The following is a 16,679-nucleotide window of genomic DNA, read 5'->3' as shown; positions in this document are numbered from 1 at the left end:
TCAGCGACGCGAGCGGTTGGACTGCGGATCCAGTCGGTTGTCGATATAGGCCTGGGTGCGCAACTGGTTCAGCCAGTCCTCATAGGCCGGATCCGCCCTGCGCTGGAACAGCGCCTGGCGCGCCTGCATGCGGCGGTATTCGTTTTCCATGTTGCGTGTACGGCGCTCGATGACCTTGATCAGGTGCCAGCCGAAGGGCGACTTCACCAGCCCGCTGACCTGGCCGGGTTCCAGCGCATTCATGGCCTGCTCGAACGGAGGAACCGTCGTGCCGGGCGAGAGCCAGCCCAGATCGCCGCCCTGGGGCCCGGAGGCATCCTGGGAGTAGCGGCGGGCCAGATCCTCGAACGATTCATTGCCCAACTCCAGGCGCTCCTGGATCTGGCGCAGGCGGGCCTGGGCCTGGTCATCCGTCACGACCTGGTTGGTCTTGATCAGGATATGGCGGGCATGCGTCTGCGTCACCATCATTGGACCCTGTTCCTGCGACGGCTGTTCCTGGGCCTGCGCCTGGGCGGGAGCGGCGGAGGAACCGCGCGTCGTCACCTTCAGGATGTGGAAACCGTTGCCGCTCTGGATGATGTCGCTGACCTGGCCTGGCTGCAGGTTGCGTGTCGCCTGCACGAACAGTTCCGGCCAGCCGTCGACCGGCCGCACGCCCAGGTCGCCGCCGCTGAGCGCTTCCGGCGCATCGGACGATGCCGCCGCCAGCCCCGCGAAGTCGGCGCCGCCGCGGGCCCGCTCCAGGATGGCCTGGGCCTTGGCGCGGAGTTCAGCCACGCGCGAGGAAGACGAGCCCTCGGGAACCGCCACCAGGATGTGCGCCAATCCCAGCGCGGCGCTCTGCTGTGCCGGCGCCGTTTGCTGGTTCGCGGCGCCGGGACGATAGCCCTGGCTGCGCAGGAAGGCATCCACGTCGGCTTCGCTGATCTGGATCGTGTGTTCCACCGCATCGCGGCGCAGCATGTCGATGCGAACCTCGTCCCTCAGGTTCTGGCGATACGCATTCCACGAAACGCCCCCTTTTTCGACATTCTCGCGCAACTGATCGACGCTGATCTGATTGCGCTGCGCGATTTCGGCCAGCGCGCGCTCGACATCGGCCTCCGAGACCCTGACGCCCAGGCGGTCCGCTTCCTGCTTTTCCAGCTCTTCCATGATCATGCGCTGCAACACCTGTTTCTGCAGCGTTTCCTGGTCCGGCGCGGGGATGTTCTGCTGCTGCAACTGGCCCTGCACGATATGCAGTTGCGCATTAAGCTCCTGCATGGTGATGACATGCTTGTTCACGATGGCGGCGATCCCGTCCACGAACTGGCCGGAGGCGCGGGTTGCCGGCTCCTGCGCCTGCGCATGCGCCAGACCCGGCACGGACAGCGCGCCAACAGCAGATACCAGCACCCAGGCCATGCGGCGTTTCACAGGCAAAGCAAACATCATTCGTACCTCTCGAAGGTCGTTTTTTCAGGCAGGTCGTGCGTGACGGGCTCATAGCCGATGACACGTTCACGCAACAACCCCATGGGATCGGTTCCCAGGGAACCCAGCCCCGTCAATTCCAGCTGCAGGAAGAATGCGGTATTCACATCCTTTGCGGACACCGCGTAGCGCTGCGCGACGACACGCGCCACCCAGCAGCAATCTCCTTTGTACTCGAAGCCCAGGATCGATTGCGTATTGCGCTTTTCCTGAAGCGAGTAATCGAAGCGGCCCATGGCATAGATCTTGTTGCTCAGGGGCCACTGGCCCGAGAAGGTCATGTATTCCTTGGCGCGATCATTCTCTGGATCAATCTCTACGCGATAATCTGCTATCTGTGCAGGATCGCGCTCATAGCGGTAAGACAGTGAGACCGAGGCCAGGCGCTTGGGTTCCCAGCGGATGCCGGCCGCCATGCGGTTGCGGTCGCGCGTCTCGGGATTGAACTGCGCATCGAAGCGCACGCTGAAATTATCGGTCAATGCGGCATTGACGCCGACCAGGTAGTCGGAGCGCTTGGATACCAGGTCTTCTTCCTTGACCTGCCCGGGACTCAGCGTGACGCGCTGCTGCTTGTTGAAGTAGAGGCGCTGCGCCGCCGACAGCGACAGGCGCTCGAAGCCCGTATCGGCATCCAGCCAGCGCGACGTCAGGCCGAACGTCACCTGGTTGGCCTCGGCGATGCGGTCCCAGCCGCCGCTGTAGATGTTCTCGTCGAAGGCCTGTGCAAAGTTGAAGGTCGCCAGCGAGGTATCGTAGACCGGCATCATGGACTGGTCGCGGTACGGCACATACAGGTAGTACAGGCGCGGCTCCAGCGTCTGGATGGAGTCGTTGCCGAACAGCGTGGTGTCGCGCTCGAACGTCATGCCGGAATCCAGCGACAGGATGGGCAGGACGCGCGTATGGGTGCGGTCGAAACTGCTGTATCGCGGCCCCAGCTCGTCCTTGTACCAGTCCGTGCTGTACTGGCTCATGTGCAGACCGGCCTTGGGGGTAACGTACCAGCCGGCTTTCACGATCGGATAGGCGATGCTGGTGTACGAACTGAAGCGCGTGCCATCCGGCGCCTGACGCGTAGTGGTGCCGGCACGCCCTAAGTCATAGAGAACGCCGCGATACATCTCGCGGCGCAGCGGCATGCGGAACTTCGTCACGGAATTTTCCGATACGACGTCGAAATTGTTCCAGCCGTAGCGCGCGCCCCGGAACGTCAGTTCGGGCAGCTTGTCGAACTCGGGACGCCGGTAATAGCCCAGATCCGTATCCTGCAGCGTCTGGTAGGTCTGTACCCGCAAGCCGGCGCTGAAATACTTGTAGCCGCTCCAGTTCAGACGCGCATGGCTAGGCAGGCTGTTTTCCTGGGCCTCGCCCAGTCCCAGCGCCGTGAAGTCGCGGTGGTAATTGTCGTCCGATACCCGGCGCACGTCGAATCCCGCCGAGAAGCCGCCGCCCAGGCGATGCGTATGCTGCAGGCGGTAGGTCCAGCGTTTGCGATCGGCCTCTTTGTCGTTGTTCAGGTAGGCGCCGGAATAGATGCCGGAATAGCCTCTCCCCAGATAGCGGAACTCGCCTCCCAGCTGCAGTCCGCGCTTGCTGTAATAGTGCGGCGTCAGCGTGAAGTCGTAATTCGGCGCAAGATTGAAGTAATACGGCAGCGAGAACTCGACCCCGCTCTTGCTCGTCATGCCATACGTGGGCACGAGGAACCCGGACTTTCGGTCCTTGGTAATGGGAAACGTCAGCCAGGGCGACGCCAGGATGGGCACGCCCTTGAAGTACAGCACCCCGTTGCGGGCCACGCCCTCGTTCTCGTCGAATTTCAGGTCGACCCTGGACGAGGTGATGTACCAGGCCGGATCCGGGCACGGGCAGCCCGAATACCTCATATCGTACAGCCGCATGTGCTGCTGGCTGAGTATCTCCGCCCGTTCGGCCGTGCCGGCGCCGCCGGAGCTCCCCAGCCAGAAGTCCGGCGCGGTCACTTCGCCGGTTTCGCTGTTCAGGTTGTAGTCGATCTCCGGACCCATCACGATGCTCGCGTCGCGCATCATGAGGCCGTTGCCGCGCACCTTCACCTGGCCGGAATCCCGGTCGTATTCGATGCGGTCGCCCTTGACGACGGAATCGATGCGGCGCACCTGCGCGCCGCCCTTCAGCACCATCTTGCCCTCGCCATCGAAGCTCAGGTCGTCTCCCACCAGGAAGACGGACATTTCCTCTTCCTCGAGATTGCGATGTTCGCGCAGTTGCGGAGCAACCTGCAGGCCACGGTGCACCACCTGCTGGCCGGCCGGCGCTGGCGCAGCCGTCTGCGCCTGGACCTGCGCCAGGCTGCTTGCAGCAATAAAGGGAATCCACCAGAAGCCGCGCACGAGTCTATTTTCTCCCAGAAACGGATGCTATTTTGGCATAATTGGCCCGATGCCAACGGGCGCGAACCCGACATTATAGAGAAGCCACCCCAACAACCCTGGATTTATTGTGCAATCTTCCCCCGATATCCGGCTGACGCTGCTGAAACAATGGCTGCAACCCCTGGCTTCCCGCCACGGCTTCGACCCGGACTCCCTGGCGCCGGCTTCCAGCGATGCCAGCTTCCGGCGCTACTTCCGGCTGCAGGCCGGCGAACGCAGCCTGATCGTCATGGACGCCCCGCCTCCGCAGGAAGACTGCCGCCCCTTCGTGCACGTGGCCGGCCTGCTCGCCGACGCCGGGGTGCATGTCCCCGCCATCCTGGAAAAGGACCTGGACCAGGGCCTGCTGCTGCTGTCGGACCTGGGCAAGTACACCTATTATCAGGCCATCCGGCAAGGACTGGACGACACCGCCCTGCAGGTGATGTATCGTCAGGCGTTGCAGGAACTGGTCAAGGCCCAGCAGGCCTCCACGCAGGGACTGCCCAGCTACGACCGCGAGCGCCTGCTGCAGGAACTGACCGTCTTCCCCGAATGGTACGTGCGGACGCACTGCGGCAAAACCCTGGATGCGCAGGAAGAGGCCATGCTGGCGCAATGCTTCGCCACGCTGGTGGAGGACAATCTGCGCCAGCCTAACGTGCTGGTCCTGCGCGACTTCCATTCGCCCAACCTGATGCTCAGCGCGGACGAGAAAGGCGATTTCGTCCCCGGCGTCATCGACTTCCAGGACGCGCTGGCCGGCCCCGTCACCTACGACATCGCCTCTCTCGTCATGGATGCCCGTACGACCTGGGAAGAACCGCAGCAGCTCGACTGGGCCATCCGTTACTGGGAAGCCGCCCGCGCCGCGGGCCTGCCGGTCGCGCCGGACTTCGGCGACTTTCACCGCGCCTACGAATGGATGGGCCTGCAGCGCAATCTGCGCATCCTGGGAGTGTTCGCCCGCCTGTCGCACCGCGACGGCAAGCACGGGTACCTGGACCACATCCCGCGCGTACTTGCCTACACCCGCCAAGTGACCACGCGCTACAACGCGTTCCAGCCGCTGGTCAAATTGCTGGACCGTCTGGAGGACCGCGCCGTTTCCACTGGATATACCTTCTGATGCGCGCCATGATCCTCGCCGCGGGCCGTGGCGAACGCATGCGCCCGCTGACCGACCATACACCCAAGCCCTTGCTTGCTGTCGGCGGCAAGCCGCTGATCGTCTGGCATATCGAAAAGCTGGTCGCGGCCGGCCTGCGCGACATCATCGTCAACCATGCCTGGCTCGGCGAGAAAATCGAAGCCGCGCTCGGAGACGGCGCAGCCTTCGGGGCGAGGATCTCCTATTCCGCCGAATCCCCCGGCGGCCTGGAAACTGCCGGCGGCATCGCCAAGGCGCTGCCATTTTTCCAGGACGAGCCTTTTCTGGTCATCAACGGCGACATTTGGACGGACTGGCAGCCTTCGCAGGCCCTGTCCGCCGCGCAACGCATGCGTGACGACAGCAATATCGACATGTGGCTGTGGATGACGAACAATCCGCCGCATCATCCCGAAGGCGACTTCGCGCTGGATGATGCAGGCATCCTGCATCCTCGCGGCCAGGCGCAAGGCCAGGCACTGACCTTCACCGGCATCGGCATCTACCGGCCCGGCCTGTTCCGCGCCCTGCCCCCCGACACATCGGTTCCGCTGCGTCCGCTGATGCTGCATGCCATGCAGACCCGCAGCGCCCGCGGCGCGCTGCACGACGGCGCATGGACGGATGTGGGCACGCCGCAGCGCCTGGAGACGCTGGATCGGCAATTGGCCGCGGACAGCCGCGCCTGAAGCACGCGCGCCGCATTGCCATGGGCCATACATAGCGCCGTCGCCGGACGGATATCGCTCTGCACGCGAGCAATCGCCATATATTGATACGATTTCTGCTCGATTTGCTACCAGTCATGGCGGCAGGATACGGATCACCCTGGCCGGGCTGCATCAAATCCGAAACAGGTTTATGCTTTTGTCTTTGCGCACCCGCGCAATCCCCACAGCCGCCCCAAACACACTCACCCAAGACCAACAGGAATACCCCGCATGTCCCGGTTCGGCTCCTCGAAACGCCACACTTTCAAACCCACAGCCTATGGCAGCAGCAGCCGCAAGCGCAGGCGCGTTCCCCGCTGGCTGGTACTGCTCCTGACCGGCATCGCCCTGGGTTCGGGCGGACTACTGTTCCTGCAGAAAAACTACGGCCCGGTCCGCCTGACCGCGGAACAGTCCGAACAGCTGCACTACGACTTGAACAGCGCCAACATCGACAAGCAGCGCCTGCAGTCGCAGCTCAACCAGCAGACGCGCGAACTCGACGAGTTGCGCACGCGCTTCGAGCAGCAGACAAAGGAACTGACCAGCGTCCGCGATGAACTGACGCAACTCTACAAGGACGTCGAACCGCTGGCCGACGCCGTCGCCCCGGACCCGCGCGGCACTTCCCCGGGCATCCGCGCCGCACGTTTCCGCAATGCGGACGGGCAGCTCGCCTACCAGATCCTTGTCATGCAGGATGCCGACAAGGCCGACCAGCGCTTCGAAGGCAAGGTCGAATTCGTCGTGACAGGCCGCTACCCCAACGGCCGCACGGGCGTCGTTGACCTTCCCCCGCTCGACATTGCCGTGGGCCGCTACGTCCACATGGACGGCAGCATCGATCTGCCCAACGGCCTGAGCGCCCGCGAAGTCGTCATCAAGATCACGCGCAACGGCGAGTCCCGCATGAGCGCAACCCGCACACTGCGCGTCGCTCCCTGATACGCGCGCCATTCCAGCCGGCCGACGGCCGGCTGGCCAGCAATTCGTAGATACTGTTATCAACGTCGAGCTGCTGTAGCCGCCCTACGGAAAACACCATTGGGCTACGCAGCGCTCAGCCCGACCCGGGCTGCCCGGCTTCAAGCTTTAGCATGTACTCTCTTGAGCGAGGAGATGGCTTCCGGGAATTATGGCTCTGTGTGAAACACATCGTTCAGTGTCGTGGCATCCAGCAGGTTCAGCGCCCACGCGTCCAGTTCGCTGACGAGAGCAGTGCGGAGCCGCTGCTGGATTTCCACCGGCAAGGGGCCGAACTTCCGGGTGAGCTGCTGCGTCAGTAATGCAGCCTTGCCTTGCTCCAGCCCTTGTTCAAGCCCTTGCCGCATGCCTTCCGTCCTGGCGTAATCCAGTGCGTCGATATCATCGATAATGGCTTGCTCACGACGCTCCGCCAGCATGCGCAGCTCACGGTCGGAGATCAGGGTTTCGAGGTGTTGCAAGGCCTCTTTGACGGGCGGGTGCGAAATCTGGCTCATGGCGGTATCATCCGTGGCATGCTGCAGGCAGGCGATCCAGGCAAACAGCTCCTGTGGCAGGCCGTGCAGACTTTCGGCCTTGCTCAGTTCAATTATATGCACTTGCAGCGCCTGCCCCAACTGGATGCGGGGCCGTTCACTGTCGCGCAGGCTGAAATGCCAGCAGGCCTTGTCGCGCTCGTCGGGGAACAGGTCGTTGGCCAGCAGGCTGATGCCGACGGCGGGTTTCAGGTGGCGGTAGTCTTGCCCGGCCTGCAGTTGATTGGCCAGGCCGCGCGCCAGGTAGTAGGTGTTGCGCTCGGCCCAGTGCAGGTAATGGCGCAGTTGCATTTCGATGAGGAACAGCGTGCCGTCAGGATCGCGCGCCAGAATATCGAGAACGATGTTCTTGCCGCTGATGTCTTCGGGCAGAATGCTGGGGTTGAGGATATCGACGATGCTGACCGGCGGCATGCTTTGGCGAACGGCATTGATGAGGTCCGCCAGCAGATGCCGCTGCCGGCAGAACAGCGCCTTGAAGATCAGGTCGTTCGCCAGCGACGGCGGTTTGGGCGGCTTGCTGGATGATGTGTTGCCGGTCATGGCGCCTGCCTGTCGTGTGCAAAAGGAAATCACAGGCAGGATAGGGCAGGCGAACGTCCGTGAAAATTAGGCGAAAATGTCCAGTGAGAGGATTTTTTCCTTGTTGAATTTCAGATGTCCTGCATTTTCTTTACGCCGGAGCGATGGCAGCATCGCAGCCTCACGGAAAACATCGCTGAGCAGCCGCAAACCCGCCTCGCCAAGCAAACGCACTGGGGCGTGCGCAGTTTTTCCGTCGAGACGGGCATCAGCAAAGACATGGCCGGCTTGTCATCCATGCTTTCATCTTCTCTGTACGCCGACTTGCAACTCCCGGCCTATTCTACGAATGGACACTAGTCCATTTGAATGTTCAACCTCTCTACAACCGGAGCCCAGAGCTTCAAGTCATCCTCCATTATTTTGGCGGATTCAGCCGCGTTTCTTGCAAAAGGAATTGCACCTTGTGCGATAAGGCTCGCGGCGAAATCCTGCTCTTGCGTCATGGCCAACACAGCATCCTGAATCTTTTTTACCACTGCTTGAGGAGTCGCAACCGGCGCCATGACTCCATACCATGAGTCGAGAACGGTATCTTGCACCCCGCCCTCAGCGAAAGTCGGCACATCAGGGATGGCGGGCGAACGCTTGTCTGATGCAATTCCCAGCAAGCGTACCTTCCCCGCCGCCACGTGAGACATCACATTCGGCAGGTTCACAAATAAAGCATGGACCTCGCCGGCTTGCAGATCGGTCATGGCGGGCGCGGCCCCTTTATAGGGGATATGCGTTAATTTTACGTTCGCGCGATCCTGAAAGATCTCTCCAACGAGATGGTTGATCGAGCCTATGCCTGCCGAGCCCATGTTGATCGCACCAGGGTTGGACCTCGCGTACTCGACAAATTCACTCATAGTAGCGGCAGGAGTATTCATGGATACCGCCAAGACATTCGGCACGGATGCAAAGGTAGCCGCGGTCAAAAGATCCTTGTTGCTGTCGAAATTCAATTTTTTATAGAGTAACGGCTGCAACACTTGTCCTTGCGTACCCACCAGAAGGGTATATCCGTCAGCGGGCGCCTTTGCGACAACACCGGTTCCGATGGTTCCCCCCGCCCCCGCACGATTGCTCACGATTACAGGCTGGCCCAGGTGGACCGACAAGCGTTCCGAGATAATTCGGCCCATCAGATCCACAGTTCCTCCGGGCGCGAATGGGACAACCAGCGTAATTGGCCTGTTGGGATAATCCTGGGCGCTTGCAGTGAATGAAAGAGCCAACGCGAAAACAGCAGCTATATTTTTTAACATCAAATCTCTCCCTATTATTTATATACAGATCCATTGCCGTCACAAAAAAATGACGGCATCTGGAGCCCTTTTGGATCACGCCTGCTCACAGAATGAACAGCGCATGGCCGCACAACGACTTTCAAGTTGAACAAGACCCCTGATTGACTTTTTCACCTTCAACATAGCCAGCGCGCGGCTGCATTTTTCCGCGACGCCTCTGCCGTCTCGACTTGTTTATGACGTGCCGAGAGCCACTCATTCTGCTCGCCTGCTACGATTCGGGCGATTTCGATGAGTGAAGCTATTTCCGCAGCGGCCGTTCCACCCAAAGACGTGCGCGTATTGACGAAAGTACGGGCATCGAAGCTGTTGCGAATGGCCTCTGTCGATAATCCTGGGTCGAAAATGCCAAGCTCGCGTGCGGCATCGCTTAACAGATCGCTGGTAATTTTCTGAACGGAAATGTCCCGATCAGTGCACAAGCGCACCAGACGCGCTACAAGACTGTGGGCCTCCCGAAACGACAGTGAGCCGTCTCTAACAATCAGATCGGCCAAGTTAGTTGCAGTAGACCAATGCGCGCCCGCAGCGCACGCCATATTTTGTTCGTGCACAGTCAGGCTTTCCACCATGGCCGCCATGAGCTGAAGACTTCCGTTCGTTGTCGCAAAAGCCTCATCAAGCAGGGGCAATTCCCGCATAACAACGTCTCCAGTGCCCTCGGCTCGGAACGTCGCCAACGCAGTAGTGAGCCAGGTGGTCGCCGTGCCTGCTGCAAACTTCACTACCTCCAACCCCGCAGGGTTCTTCTTTTGCGGAAAAATGGAGCTAGTGCCGCAAAACTCGTCAGCGGTCTCCACAAAGGAAAACTCATGACTCGACCAAAGATGAAAATCCGTTGCCAGGTCATTCAGCGTAGACATGACAAATGAGAGCGCAGCGGCGACTTCAGCGGCATAATAGGCTTCTCGCGCCAGTTTCGAATTAACGACAATCCCGTCGAAGGCCAGCAGCTCGGTGGTCCGCATCCGGTTTATCGGCCACGCTGTTCCAGATAGCCCGGCAGCACCCAAAGGATTCAAATTAAGACGGGCGAATGCGCCGCGCAAGCGGTCAAAATCGTCTGAAATCTTTGTACTGAAGGACAGCAGGTAATGACCGAAAGTCGTGGGATGGGCATGTTGCATGCACGTATAGCCCGGCATCAGCGTCTCGGAGTGCTTGGTCGCAAGGCGCAGGATGGCCTCCTGAAGCCTCATGATCTGGTCAAACACTTCCAACAAAAGACGTCTTTTGTAAAGCCGGCGTACAGTCGGCCCCTGATCCAGGCGGCTGCGGCCCGTATGCATTCTTCCTCCTATCGATTCCCCAATCCGCTGGAACAAGTGGCTCTCCACTTGGAGCAGGAAGCTGCCTCGCAGCGGATCGATCGGAAAATGCGCGGGTCCCATTGCGACGATTTCCTGCAGCGCAGCCAAGATAAGGCGAGCTTGCTCTGGCTCAAGAATATTCTGCTCGGCCAGCATGATTGTGTGCGCAATGTCGACCTGGAGATACTCATGAAATTGCCGCACCTCTCGCTCCAGATGCGGCTGCTCGAAAAGCTTCACCATTAAATCGGATGGCGCTGATTTCAACCGGGCCTCCGCCAGCGTACGACTATGCGAAAGCGATTCGGCGCTATTGCTCATAACGATTTTCTCCCCATACTGCTATCCCCCAGTCAGATCCTGATCCACGTCGCAGGTGGATTCGCCACGTATCAAATATATTTCTTGATGGGCCATTCGTCCAATTAATTTTTGTGGGAAACTTCAATAAGTTTTGCTGATGAGAATGACGGGGGAGGAGTATGGAGTTACGTCAAGTAGAGGCTTTCGTGTCGATCGCAACACTGCGCAATTTTCGCGCGGCGGCCAATCGACTGCATATCACTCAACCAGCAATTTCAATGCGCCTTGCCTCACTGGAACAGGAGCTGGGGGTGCGACTGATCGACCGCAGCGGGAGCAGTGTGCAGTTGACTCCCAAAGGCATGCAGCTATTGCAGCTTGCCGAACATCTGCTCGATACCTCCACAGAACTGCAAGTACTGGCTTCGGGCGAGCAAAAGCAGTTGCAGAGAGTTCGCATCGGCACGACCAGCACGATCGTCAATGCCTGGATTGTCGATCTCTTCAAGGAAATAGCACGTGATTTGCCGCATTTAACGGTTGAGCTGATGATAGATACAACACCGCGTTTGCGCAGCCTACTGGAACGGGGAGAGTTGGATTTGGCCATCATCATGGGAAATACCCTGAGTGCAGGGGTTCGCAACCTGCCACTTGCACGCTATGAAACGCAGTGGGTGGCAAGTCGCGCACTTCACTTTCCTGAAGAGATATCGCTGACTGAAATAGCCCAGCATCGCATCATGACTTATGCCAAGGATTCCGCCACCTATGGCTCAATAGAAGAGCTGTTTCGCAATAACGGCCTATGGCCGGTTCGGCTGAGCTCCACCAATTCAGCCGAAGCGCTGTTGCGCATCGTTAAAGAAGGCATGTGCATAGGTGTCGTTAGCTCTGCATGCGTGAACGCTTCCCGCGATGCTGAATCGCTCCAGATCATCCAGGTTCCCTCCACGCTACCCGCATATGAATACGTCGCGTCTTATCACATGGACTCAGTCGGCCGTGTCGGGATGATGGTGGCCGAGATTGCCCAGCGGGTCTGTTGGAGCTGCGCTGCAGGAAGCACCTGATCGTCGCTCGAATTCAATATGATCAGAACGCGGGAACCACCGCCCCCTTGTACTTGTCGGCGATGAAGGTCTTCACCTCTTCGCTGTTCAGCGCCTTGACCAGCGCCTTCACGTCGGCGCTCTCAGCCTTGGCCGGAACGGTGACGAGAATATTGGCATAGGGCGAATCCGAGCCCTCGATGAACAGTGCGTCGTTCAGCGGATTCAAGCCGGCTTCCAGGGCATAGTTCGTGTTGATGAGCGCCAGATCCACGTCGGGCAGCACGCGCGGCAGCGTCGCGGCTTCCAGCTCGCGGAAGCGCAGCTTCTTGGGATTCTCGGCGATATCGCGCGAAGTCGCCAGGATATTGTCGGGATCCTTCAGCTTGATCAACCCTTCGGACTGCAGCAGCAACAGGGCGCGCGCGCCGTTGCTGGGATCGTTCGGCAACGCTACCTGCGCGCCGTCCTTCAGGTCGGCGATGGACTTGACCTTCTGCGAATACGCGCCGAACGGCTCGACGTGCACCTGGCCGACCACGACCAGATCCGCCTTGTGTTCCTTGTTGAACGAATCCAGATAGGGCTTGTGCTGGAAGAAATTGACGTCCAGGTTGCCGTCGGCCACCTGCTGGTTCGGCTGCACGTAGTCCGTGAACACCTTGATGTCCAGCTCGACGCCTTCCTTGGCAAGCGTCGGCTTGACCAGCTCCAGCAGCTCGGCATGAGGCACCGGCGTAGCCGCCACTCTCAGCTTGGCGGCATGCGCGCCGCCCGCAACCGCTGCCAGCGCCGTGGAAAAGGCCAGCGCCACACCCAGTTTTTTCAACAACATGATCGACTCCTTGAATTGATACGACACGTTCGATGGAATTTGCTTGCGTGCTTATTTGCGGCTCAACCGGCCAACCAGGCGGTCGCCGAACATCTGCAGCAATTGCACAAGAATCACGAGAATGGCCACCGTCACGATCATGACATCGCTCTGATAGCGCTGATAGCCGAACCTCAGGGCCAGATCCCCCAGCCCGCCGCCGCCGATGACACCGGACATGGCGGAATAGCCGACCAGCGCAATCGCAGTCACGATGACGGCCGCCAAAATACCCGTCATCGCCTCGGGAATCAGCGCCATCAGCACCGTCTGGCGCGGATGCGCCCCCATGGCGCGGCAGGCTTCATTGATGCCGGGATCCAGCTCGCGCAGCACGTTCTCCACCAGCCGGGCGAAGAACGGCGCGGAGCTCACCACCAGCGGAGGAATCGCGCCGGGCACGCCCAGCGACGTGCCGGCGATCACCCGCGTCATGGGGATCATGACGATCAGCAGGATCAGGAAAGGCACGGAACGCAGCACGTTCACCACCAGCGACAAGGTCTGGTACACCGGCGCATTGGACAGCGCCTGCCTGGGGCTGGTCAGGTACAGCAGGATGCCCAGCGGCAGGCCAATGATGACGGTGAAGACCAGAGAAAACCCGGTCATCAGCAATGTATCGATCGTCGCTTCCCCGATCAGGGCCCAGTCGATATTGGAAAAGTTCATGCGCGCAACACCTCGAACCTGACGCCGATGGCTTCGAAATGCCCCGGCAGTTGCGCCAGCGCCTGCTCCCCGCCTTGTGCCGCCACCACAAGCTGGCCATACGGCGTTTCCTTGATGCGGCCAACCGTACCGTGCAGAATGCTGAGATCCAGCCCCAGTTCGCGGCTGATGCGGCTGAGCATGGGCTGCGCGGTAGCCTCTCCGCGAAAGCTCAGGCGTATCAGCCGCCCCGTCGTCGTATCGGCCAGCGCGCGCCAGCCCTCGGCATCCATGCCGCTTTCGGAGAGCAGCGACTGCGTCACTTCATGCTGCGGGTGCAGGAATACGTCCATCACATCGCCGGACTCGGCAATGCGTCCCGCATCGATCACGGCCACCCGGTCGCAGGCGGCACGGATCACGTCCATGCCATGGGTGATCATTACGATGGTCAGGCCCAGCTTCGCATTGATGTCGCGCAGCAGGCGCAGGACGGACTGCGTGGTTTCCGGATCCAGCGCCGACGTGGCCTCGTCGCACAGCAGCAGATGCGGATGGTTCGCCAGCGCGCGCGCAATGCCGACGCGTTGCTGCTGGCCGCCGGACAGTTGCCCGGGATGCTTGGCCGCCTGATCCGAAAGGCCGACCAGCGACAGCACTTCGCGAGCGCGCTCCAGTTGCTCATTCTTCGGCAGGCCGGCCAATTTGAGGGGAAAGCGCACATTGTCCAGCACCGTGCGCGAACGCAGCAGGTTGAAATGCTGGAACACCATGCCGATCCCCCTGCGCACCTGGCGCAGCTCGGCCTCGGACAGCGGCGTAATGTCGCGCCCCTGCAGCCACACCTTGCCGGAGGTCGGGTGCTCCAGCAGATTGAGCATGCGGATCAATGTGCTCTTGCCCGCGCCGGAGCGGCCGATGATGCCGAAGACCTCGCCTTCGCGCACCGTCATGTTCACCCCCGCCAGGGCATGCACTTCCCGGCCGGACGACAGATAGGTTTTGGTCAGGTTTTCCAGTCGGATCATGGTAATGAATATCTGGCGGATTCATGCGCTGCACGCGGGTATGGTGCCATGCATGGGAAGTCGGAGAACGGACGCCGTTCCGCAAAGGAGAAAATAATAACCTTTTCCGCTACTCAAATGTAAGCCAAACTTCTTTTGGTTATATGGAAATGACGGCTGATACGCGCTTATGCCGCAGCTTGGCCATTTCGGCAATAATACGGCAATCTGCCAAAAGCAGTACGCAGCCATCGGCCCTCCCGCCGGCTGCAACAGCGCCCGCCGCCGCCAAGATGGCATGCGGGCAGGTCATTACGTCATGCACTATCCATTGCCATGCCATTAGCTCCCGCCGCAAGCGCCGATACCCCTTTGCGCCATCGCCCATACGAAGACGCTCAAGCCTTGTTCACAGGCACGCTGTTCGTCTCGATCACCATGATACTGTTCGCCCAGGCGGGACTTCTGACCGGCAGCACGGCCGGCATCGCGTTCCTGTTGCATTACTGGACGGGCCTGCCCTTCGGCGCCATTTTCTTCGCGATCAATCTGCCGTTCTACTGGTTTTCCTGGCACAGGATGGGCCGCGAATTCACGATAAAGACCTTCGTCTCCGTCGCCATGCTGTCATTGCTGACGGATCTCGGCCCGCGCATGATCCATATCGATTATCTGCATCCCGCCTATGCCGCCGTGCTGGGCGGCTTCCTGCTCGGCACGGGATGCCTGTTCCTGGCGCGCCACAGGGCAAGCCTCGGCGGCGCGACGATCGTATCCTTGTACCTGCAGCAGGCCCACGGCATCCGCGCCGGGAAAGTCCATATGGTCATCGATTGCGGCATCGTGGCGCTGGCATTGCTCGTCGTCCCCATCGACCGGGTCGCCTATTCCATCCTGGGCGCCATCGCCATGAGCGCTTTCCTGTGGATCAACCACCGTCCGGGCCGCTATCTGGGCGGGACGCGCTGACCGCGCATCGAAGCGCAGACCTTTCCGCCGTGCAACCTGCATGCCGCTCGGATTTGCCAGGCCAAGGTCCGGCTAGGCTGTGTCACCTGAATATCCACCGCAAGAATCGGAGTGCTTGCGATTGAAGTCCGCCCTATTCTGACCCTATGATTGGCGAGTCACTCCCGTCTGAAGTCGGGAGATTCCTCGCCACAATATGGGGGCGCCTACGGCGCCGTATAAACACTGCCTCGCTTGACCTCGTCGCGAGCGACGAGGCATACGCTTTGACACGTGGTCATTACAGGACTTCTCTCATGAATACGGCCATTGCCTACGAAACCGAAGACGAACGCTGGGAAGCGGTACTGGCGCGAGACGCTACCGCCGACGGCCATTTCGTCTATGCCGTGCGCACGACCGGCGTGTACTGCCGGCCGGGCTCGGCGGCACGATGCCCCAAGCGGGAAAACGTGGAGTTCTTCGATTCGGCCGAGGAAGCCGAGGCCGCCGGCTATCGTCCCAGCCGGCGTATCCGTGACGGCGAGGCCGGCGCGGCGGCGAAACGCGCCGCGCTGGCGGCCCGCGCCTGCCGCCTGATCGAAGCATCGGAGACGCCGCCCTCGCTTGAGGATCTGGCCGCCGAAATCGGCATGAGCCCGTTCCACTTCCACCGACTGTTCAAGGCAGAGACAGGCCTGACTCCCAAGGCCTACAGCTCGGCCCACCGCGCCCGCCGGCTGCGCGAAGAGCTGAACGCATCGAAGGCTTCCGTCACGGATGCGATCTATGGCGCCGGCTTCAACTCCAATAGCCGGTTCTACGAAGCCTCTGATCGATTGCTGGGCATGCGCGCGCGGGACTACCGCACGGGCGGCGCCGGAACGCTCATCCGCTTCGCGGTCGGCCAATGTTCGCTCGGCGCCATTCTTGTTGCCCAGAGCCAGCGCGGCATCTGCGCCATCCTGCTGGGCGACGACCCGGACGTGCTGGTGCGCGACCTTCAGGATCAATTCCCCAAGGCCGAACTCATCGGCGGCGATAGCGAATTCGAACAACTGGTGGCCGAAGTCGTGGGTTTCATCGAAGCGCCGTCTATCGGGCTGCGCCTGCCGCTGGACGTGCGAGGCACCGCTTTTCAAGAACGCGTCTGGCGCGTGCTGCGCGAAATTCCGCCCGGCACGACGGCAACCTATTCAGAAATCGCCGCTCGCATCGGCTCGCCCAAGGCGGTCCGCGCAGTAGCCAGGGCTTGCGCAACGAACCACATAGCGGTGGCCATCCCCTGCCACCGCGTCGTACGGCGAGACGGCGACCTTGCCGGCTACCGCTGGGGCGTGGATCGGAAAAGGGAGTTGCTGAATCGCGAAGCCCGGGAGACTGTCCTGTAATCAGGATGCCG

15 protein-coding genes are annotated in these 16,679 nt (G+C 60.9%); 7 read left to right on the top strand and 8 right to left on the bottom strand.

The window, feature by feature from the left end:
* Complete coding sequence (locus EV686_RS02985) at nucleotides 1-1,440, bottom strand: peptidylprolyl isomerase (RefSeq protein WP_132473320.1); 1,440 nt, start codon at nucleotides 1,438-1,440, stop codon at nucleotides 1-3.
* On the bottom strand, nucleotides 1,437-3,854 hold the full coding sequence (locus EV686_RS02980; RefSeq protein WP_243650715.1) for an LPS-assembly protein LptD: 2,418 nt from the start codon (nucleotides 3,852-3,854) through the stop codon (nucleotides 1,437-1,439). Before EV686_RS02980 ends, EV686_RS02985 begins: the two co-directional genes overlap by 4 nt.
* Before the next feature lie 109 nt (nucleotides 3,855-3,963).
* Here EV686_RS02980 and EV686_RS02975 point away from each other — a divergent pair, with 109 nt between their 5' ends.
* From EV686_RS02975 to EV686_RS02965, 3 genes are all read left to right on the top strand, one after another.
* Entirely contained in the window at nucleotides 3,964-5,004 is a 1,041-nt protein-coding gene (locus tag EV686_RS02975) for an aminoglycoside phosphotransferase family protein (RefSeq protein WP_132473318.1), read from the top strand.
* Nucleotides 5,004-5,714: an N-acetylmuramate alpha-1-phosphate uridylyltransferase MurU gene (gene murU / locus EV686_RS02970; protein ID WP_132473316.1), complete on the top strand. Its 711-nt coding sequence runs from the start codon at nucleotides 5,004-5,006 to the stop codon at nucleotides 5,712-5,714. Before EV686_RS02975 ends, murU begins: the two co-directional genes overlap by 1 nt.
* A 252-nt stretch (nucleotides 5,715-5,966) precedes the next feature.
* A complete protein-coding gene (locus EV686_RS02965) occupies nucleotides 5,967-6,680 on the top strand; it encodes a hypothetical protein (RefSeq protein WP_132473314.1) in 714 nt (237 codons plus the stop codon).
* Nucleotides 6,681-6,868: 188 nt separating this feature from the next.
* Here EV686_RS02965 and EV686_RS02960 read toward each other — a convergent pair whose 3' ends face one another.
* The gene (locus EV686_RS02960) at nucleotides 6,869-7,798 is read right to left on the bottom strand and encodes an Rpn family recombination-promoting nuclease/putative transposase (protein ID WP_132473312.1); all 930 of its coding nucleotides are present in this window, start codon (nucleotides 7,796-7,798) and stop codon (nucleotides 6,869-6,871) included.
* Between the two features lie 114 nt (nucleotides 7,799-7,912).
* On the opposite strand from EV686_RS02960, the gene EV686_RS18530 reads away from it, so the two are divergent.
* Nucleotides 7,913-8,137, top strand: a complete 225-nt coding sequence (locus EV686_RS18530) for a hypothetical protein (RefSeq protein ID WP_165972475.1) — start codon at nucleotides 7,913-7,915, stop codon at nucleotides 8,135-8,137.
* On the opposite strand, the gene EV686_RS02955 is transcribed toward EV686_RS18530, so the two are convergent.
* Nucleotides 8,134-9,090, bottom strand: a complete 957-nt coding sequence (locus tag EV686_RS02955; protein ID WP_132473310.1) for a Bug family tripartite tricarboxylate transporter substrate binding protein — start codon at nucleotides 9,088-9,090, stop codon at nucleotides 8,134-8,136. The genes EV686_RS18530 and EV686_RS02955 overlap by 4 nt on opposite strands.
* A 158-nt stretch (nucleotides 9,091-9,248) precedes the next feature.
* A complete protein-coding gene (gene argH / locus EV686_RS02950) occupies nucleotides 9,249-10,763 on the bottom strand; it encodes an argininosuccinate lyase (protein ID WP_132473307.1) in 1,515 nt (504 codons plus the stop codon).
* A gap of 161 nt (nucleotides 10,764-10,924) precedes the next feature.
* On the opposite strand from argH, the gene EV686_RS02945 reads away from it, so the two are divergent.
* The gene (locus tag EV686_RS02945) at nucleotides 10,925-11,818 is read left to right on the top strand and encodes a LysR family transcriptional regulator (protein ID WP_132473305.1); all 894 of its coding nucleotides are present in this window, start codon (nucleotides 10,925-10,927) and stop codon (nucleotides 11,816-11,818) included.
* Between the two features lie 22 nt (nucleotides 11,819-11,840).
* Here EV686_RS02945 and EV686_RS02940 read toward each other — a convergent pair whose 3' ends face one another.
* Genes EV686_RS02940 through EV686_RS02930 form a run of 3 tightly spaced genes read right to left on the bottom strand, consistent with a single transcriptional unit; the run spans nucleotide 11,841 to nucleotide 14,350 of the window.
* Nucleotides 11,841-12,632, bottom strand: coding sequence for a MetQ/NlpA family ABC transporter substrate-binding protein (locus EV686_RS02940; RefSeq protein ID WP_132473303.1), 792 nt, complete (start codon nucleotides 12,630-12,632; stop codon nucleotides 11,841-11,843).
* A gap of 51 nt (nucleotides 12,633-12,683) precedes the next feature.
* Nucleotides 12,684-13,343 carry a methionine ABC transporter permease gene (locus EV686_RS02935; protein WP_132473301.1) on the bottom strand — a complete coding sequence of 220 codons (660 nt, stop codon included), beginning with the start codon at nucleotides 13,341-13,343 and terminating at the stop codon, nucleotides 12,684-12,686.
* Nucleotides 13,340-14,350: a methionine ABC transporter ATP-binding protein gene (locus EV686_RS02930; protein WP_132473299.1), complete on the bottom strand. Its 1,011-nt coding sequence runs from the start codon at nucleotides 14,348-14,350 to the stop codon at nucleotides 13,340-13,342. Before EV686_RS02930 ends, EV686_RS02935 begins: the two co-directional genes overlap by 4 nt.
* A 315-nt stretch (nucleotides 14,351-14,665) precedes the next feature.
* On the opposite strand from EV686_RS02930, the gene EV686_RS02925 reads away from it, so the two are divergent.
* Entirely contained in the window at nucleotides 14,666-15,298 is a 633-nt protein-coding gene (locus tag EV686_RS02925) for a YitT family protein (protein ID WP_132473297.1), read from the top strand.
* Between the two features lie 296 nt (nucleotides 15,299-15,594).
* Nucleotides 15,595-16,668, top strand: a complete 1,074-nt coding sequence (gene ada, locus EV686_RS02920) for a bifunctional DNA-binding transcriptional regulator/O6-methylguanine-DNA methyltransferase Ada (protein WP_132473295.1) — start codon at nucleotides 15,595-15,597, stop codon at nucleotides 16,666-16,668.
* Nucleotides 16,669-16,679 lie beyond the last annotated feature (11 nt).

Source organism: Paracandidimonas soli, from assembly GCF_004342005.1.
Taxonomy (GTDB): Bacteria; Pseudomonadota; Gammaproteobacteria; order Burkholderiales; family Burkholderiaceae_B; genus Paracandidimonas; species Paracandidimonas soli.
Note: the sequence above shows the minus strand (reverse complement) of the source record. Positions and strands in the feature narration are given on the sequence as shown.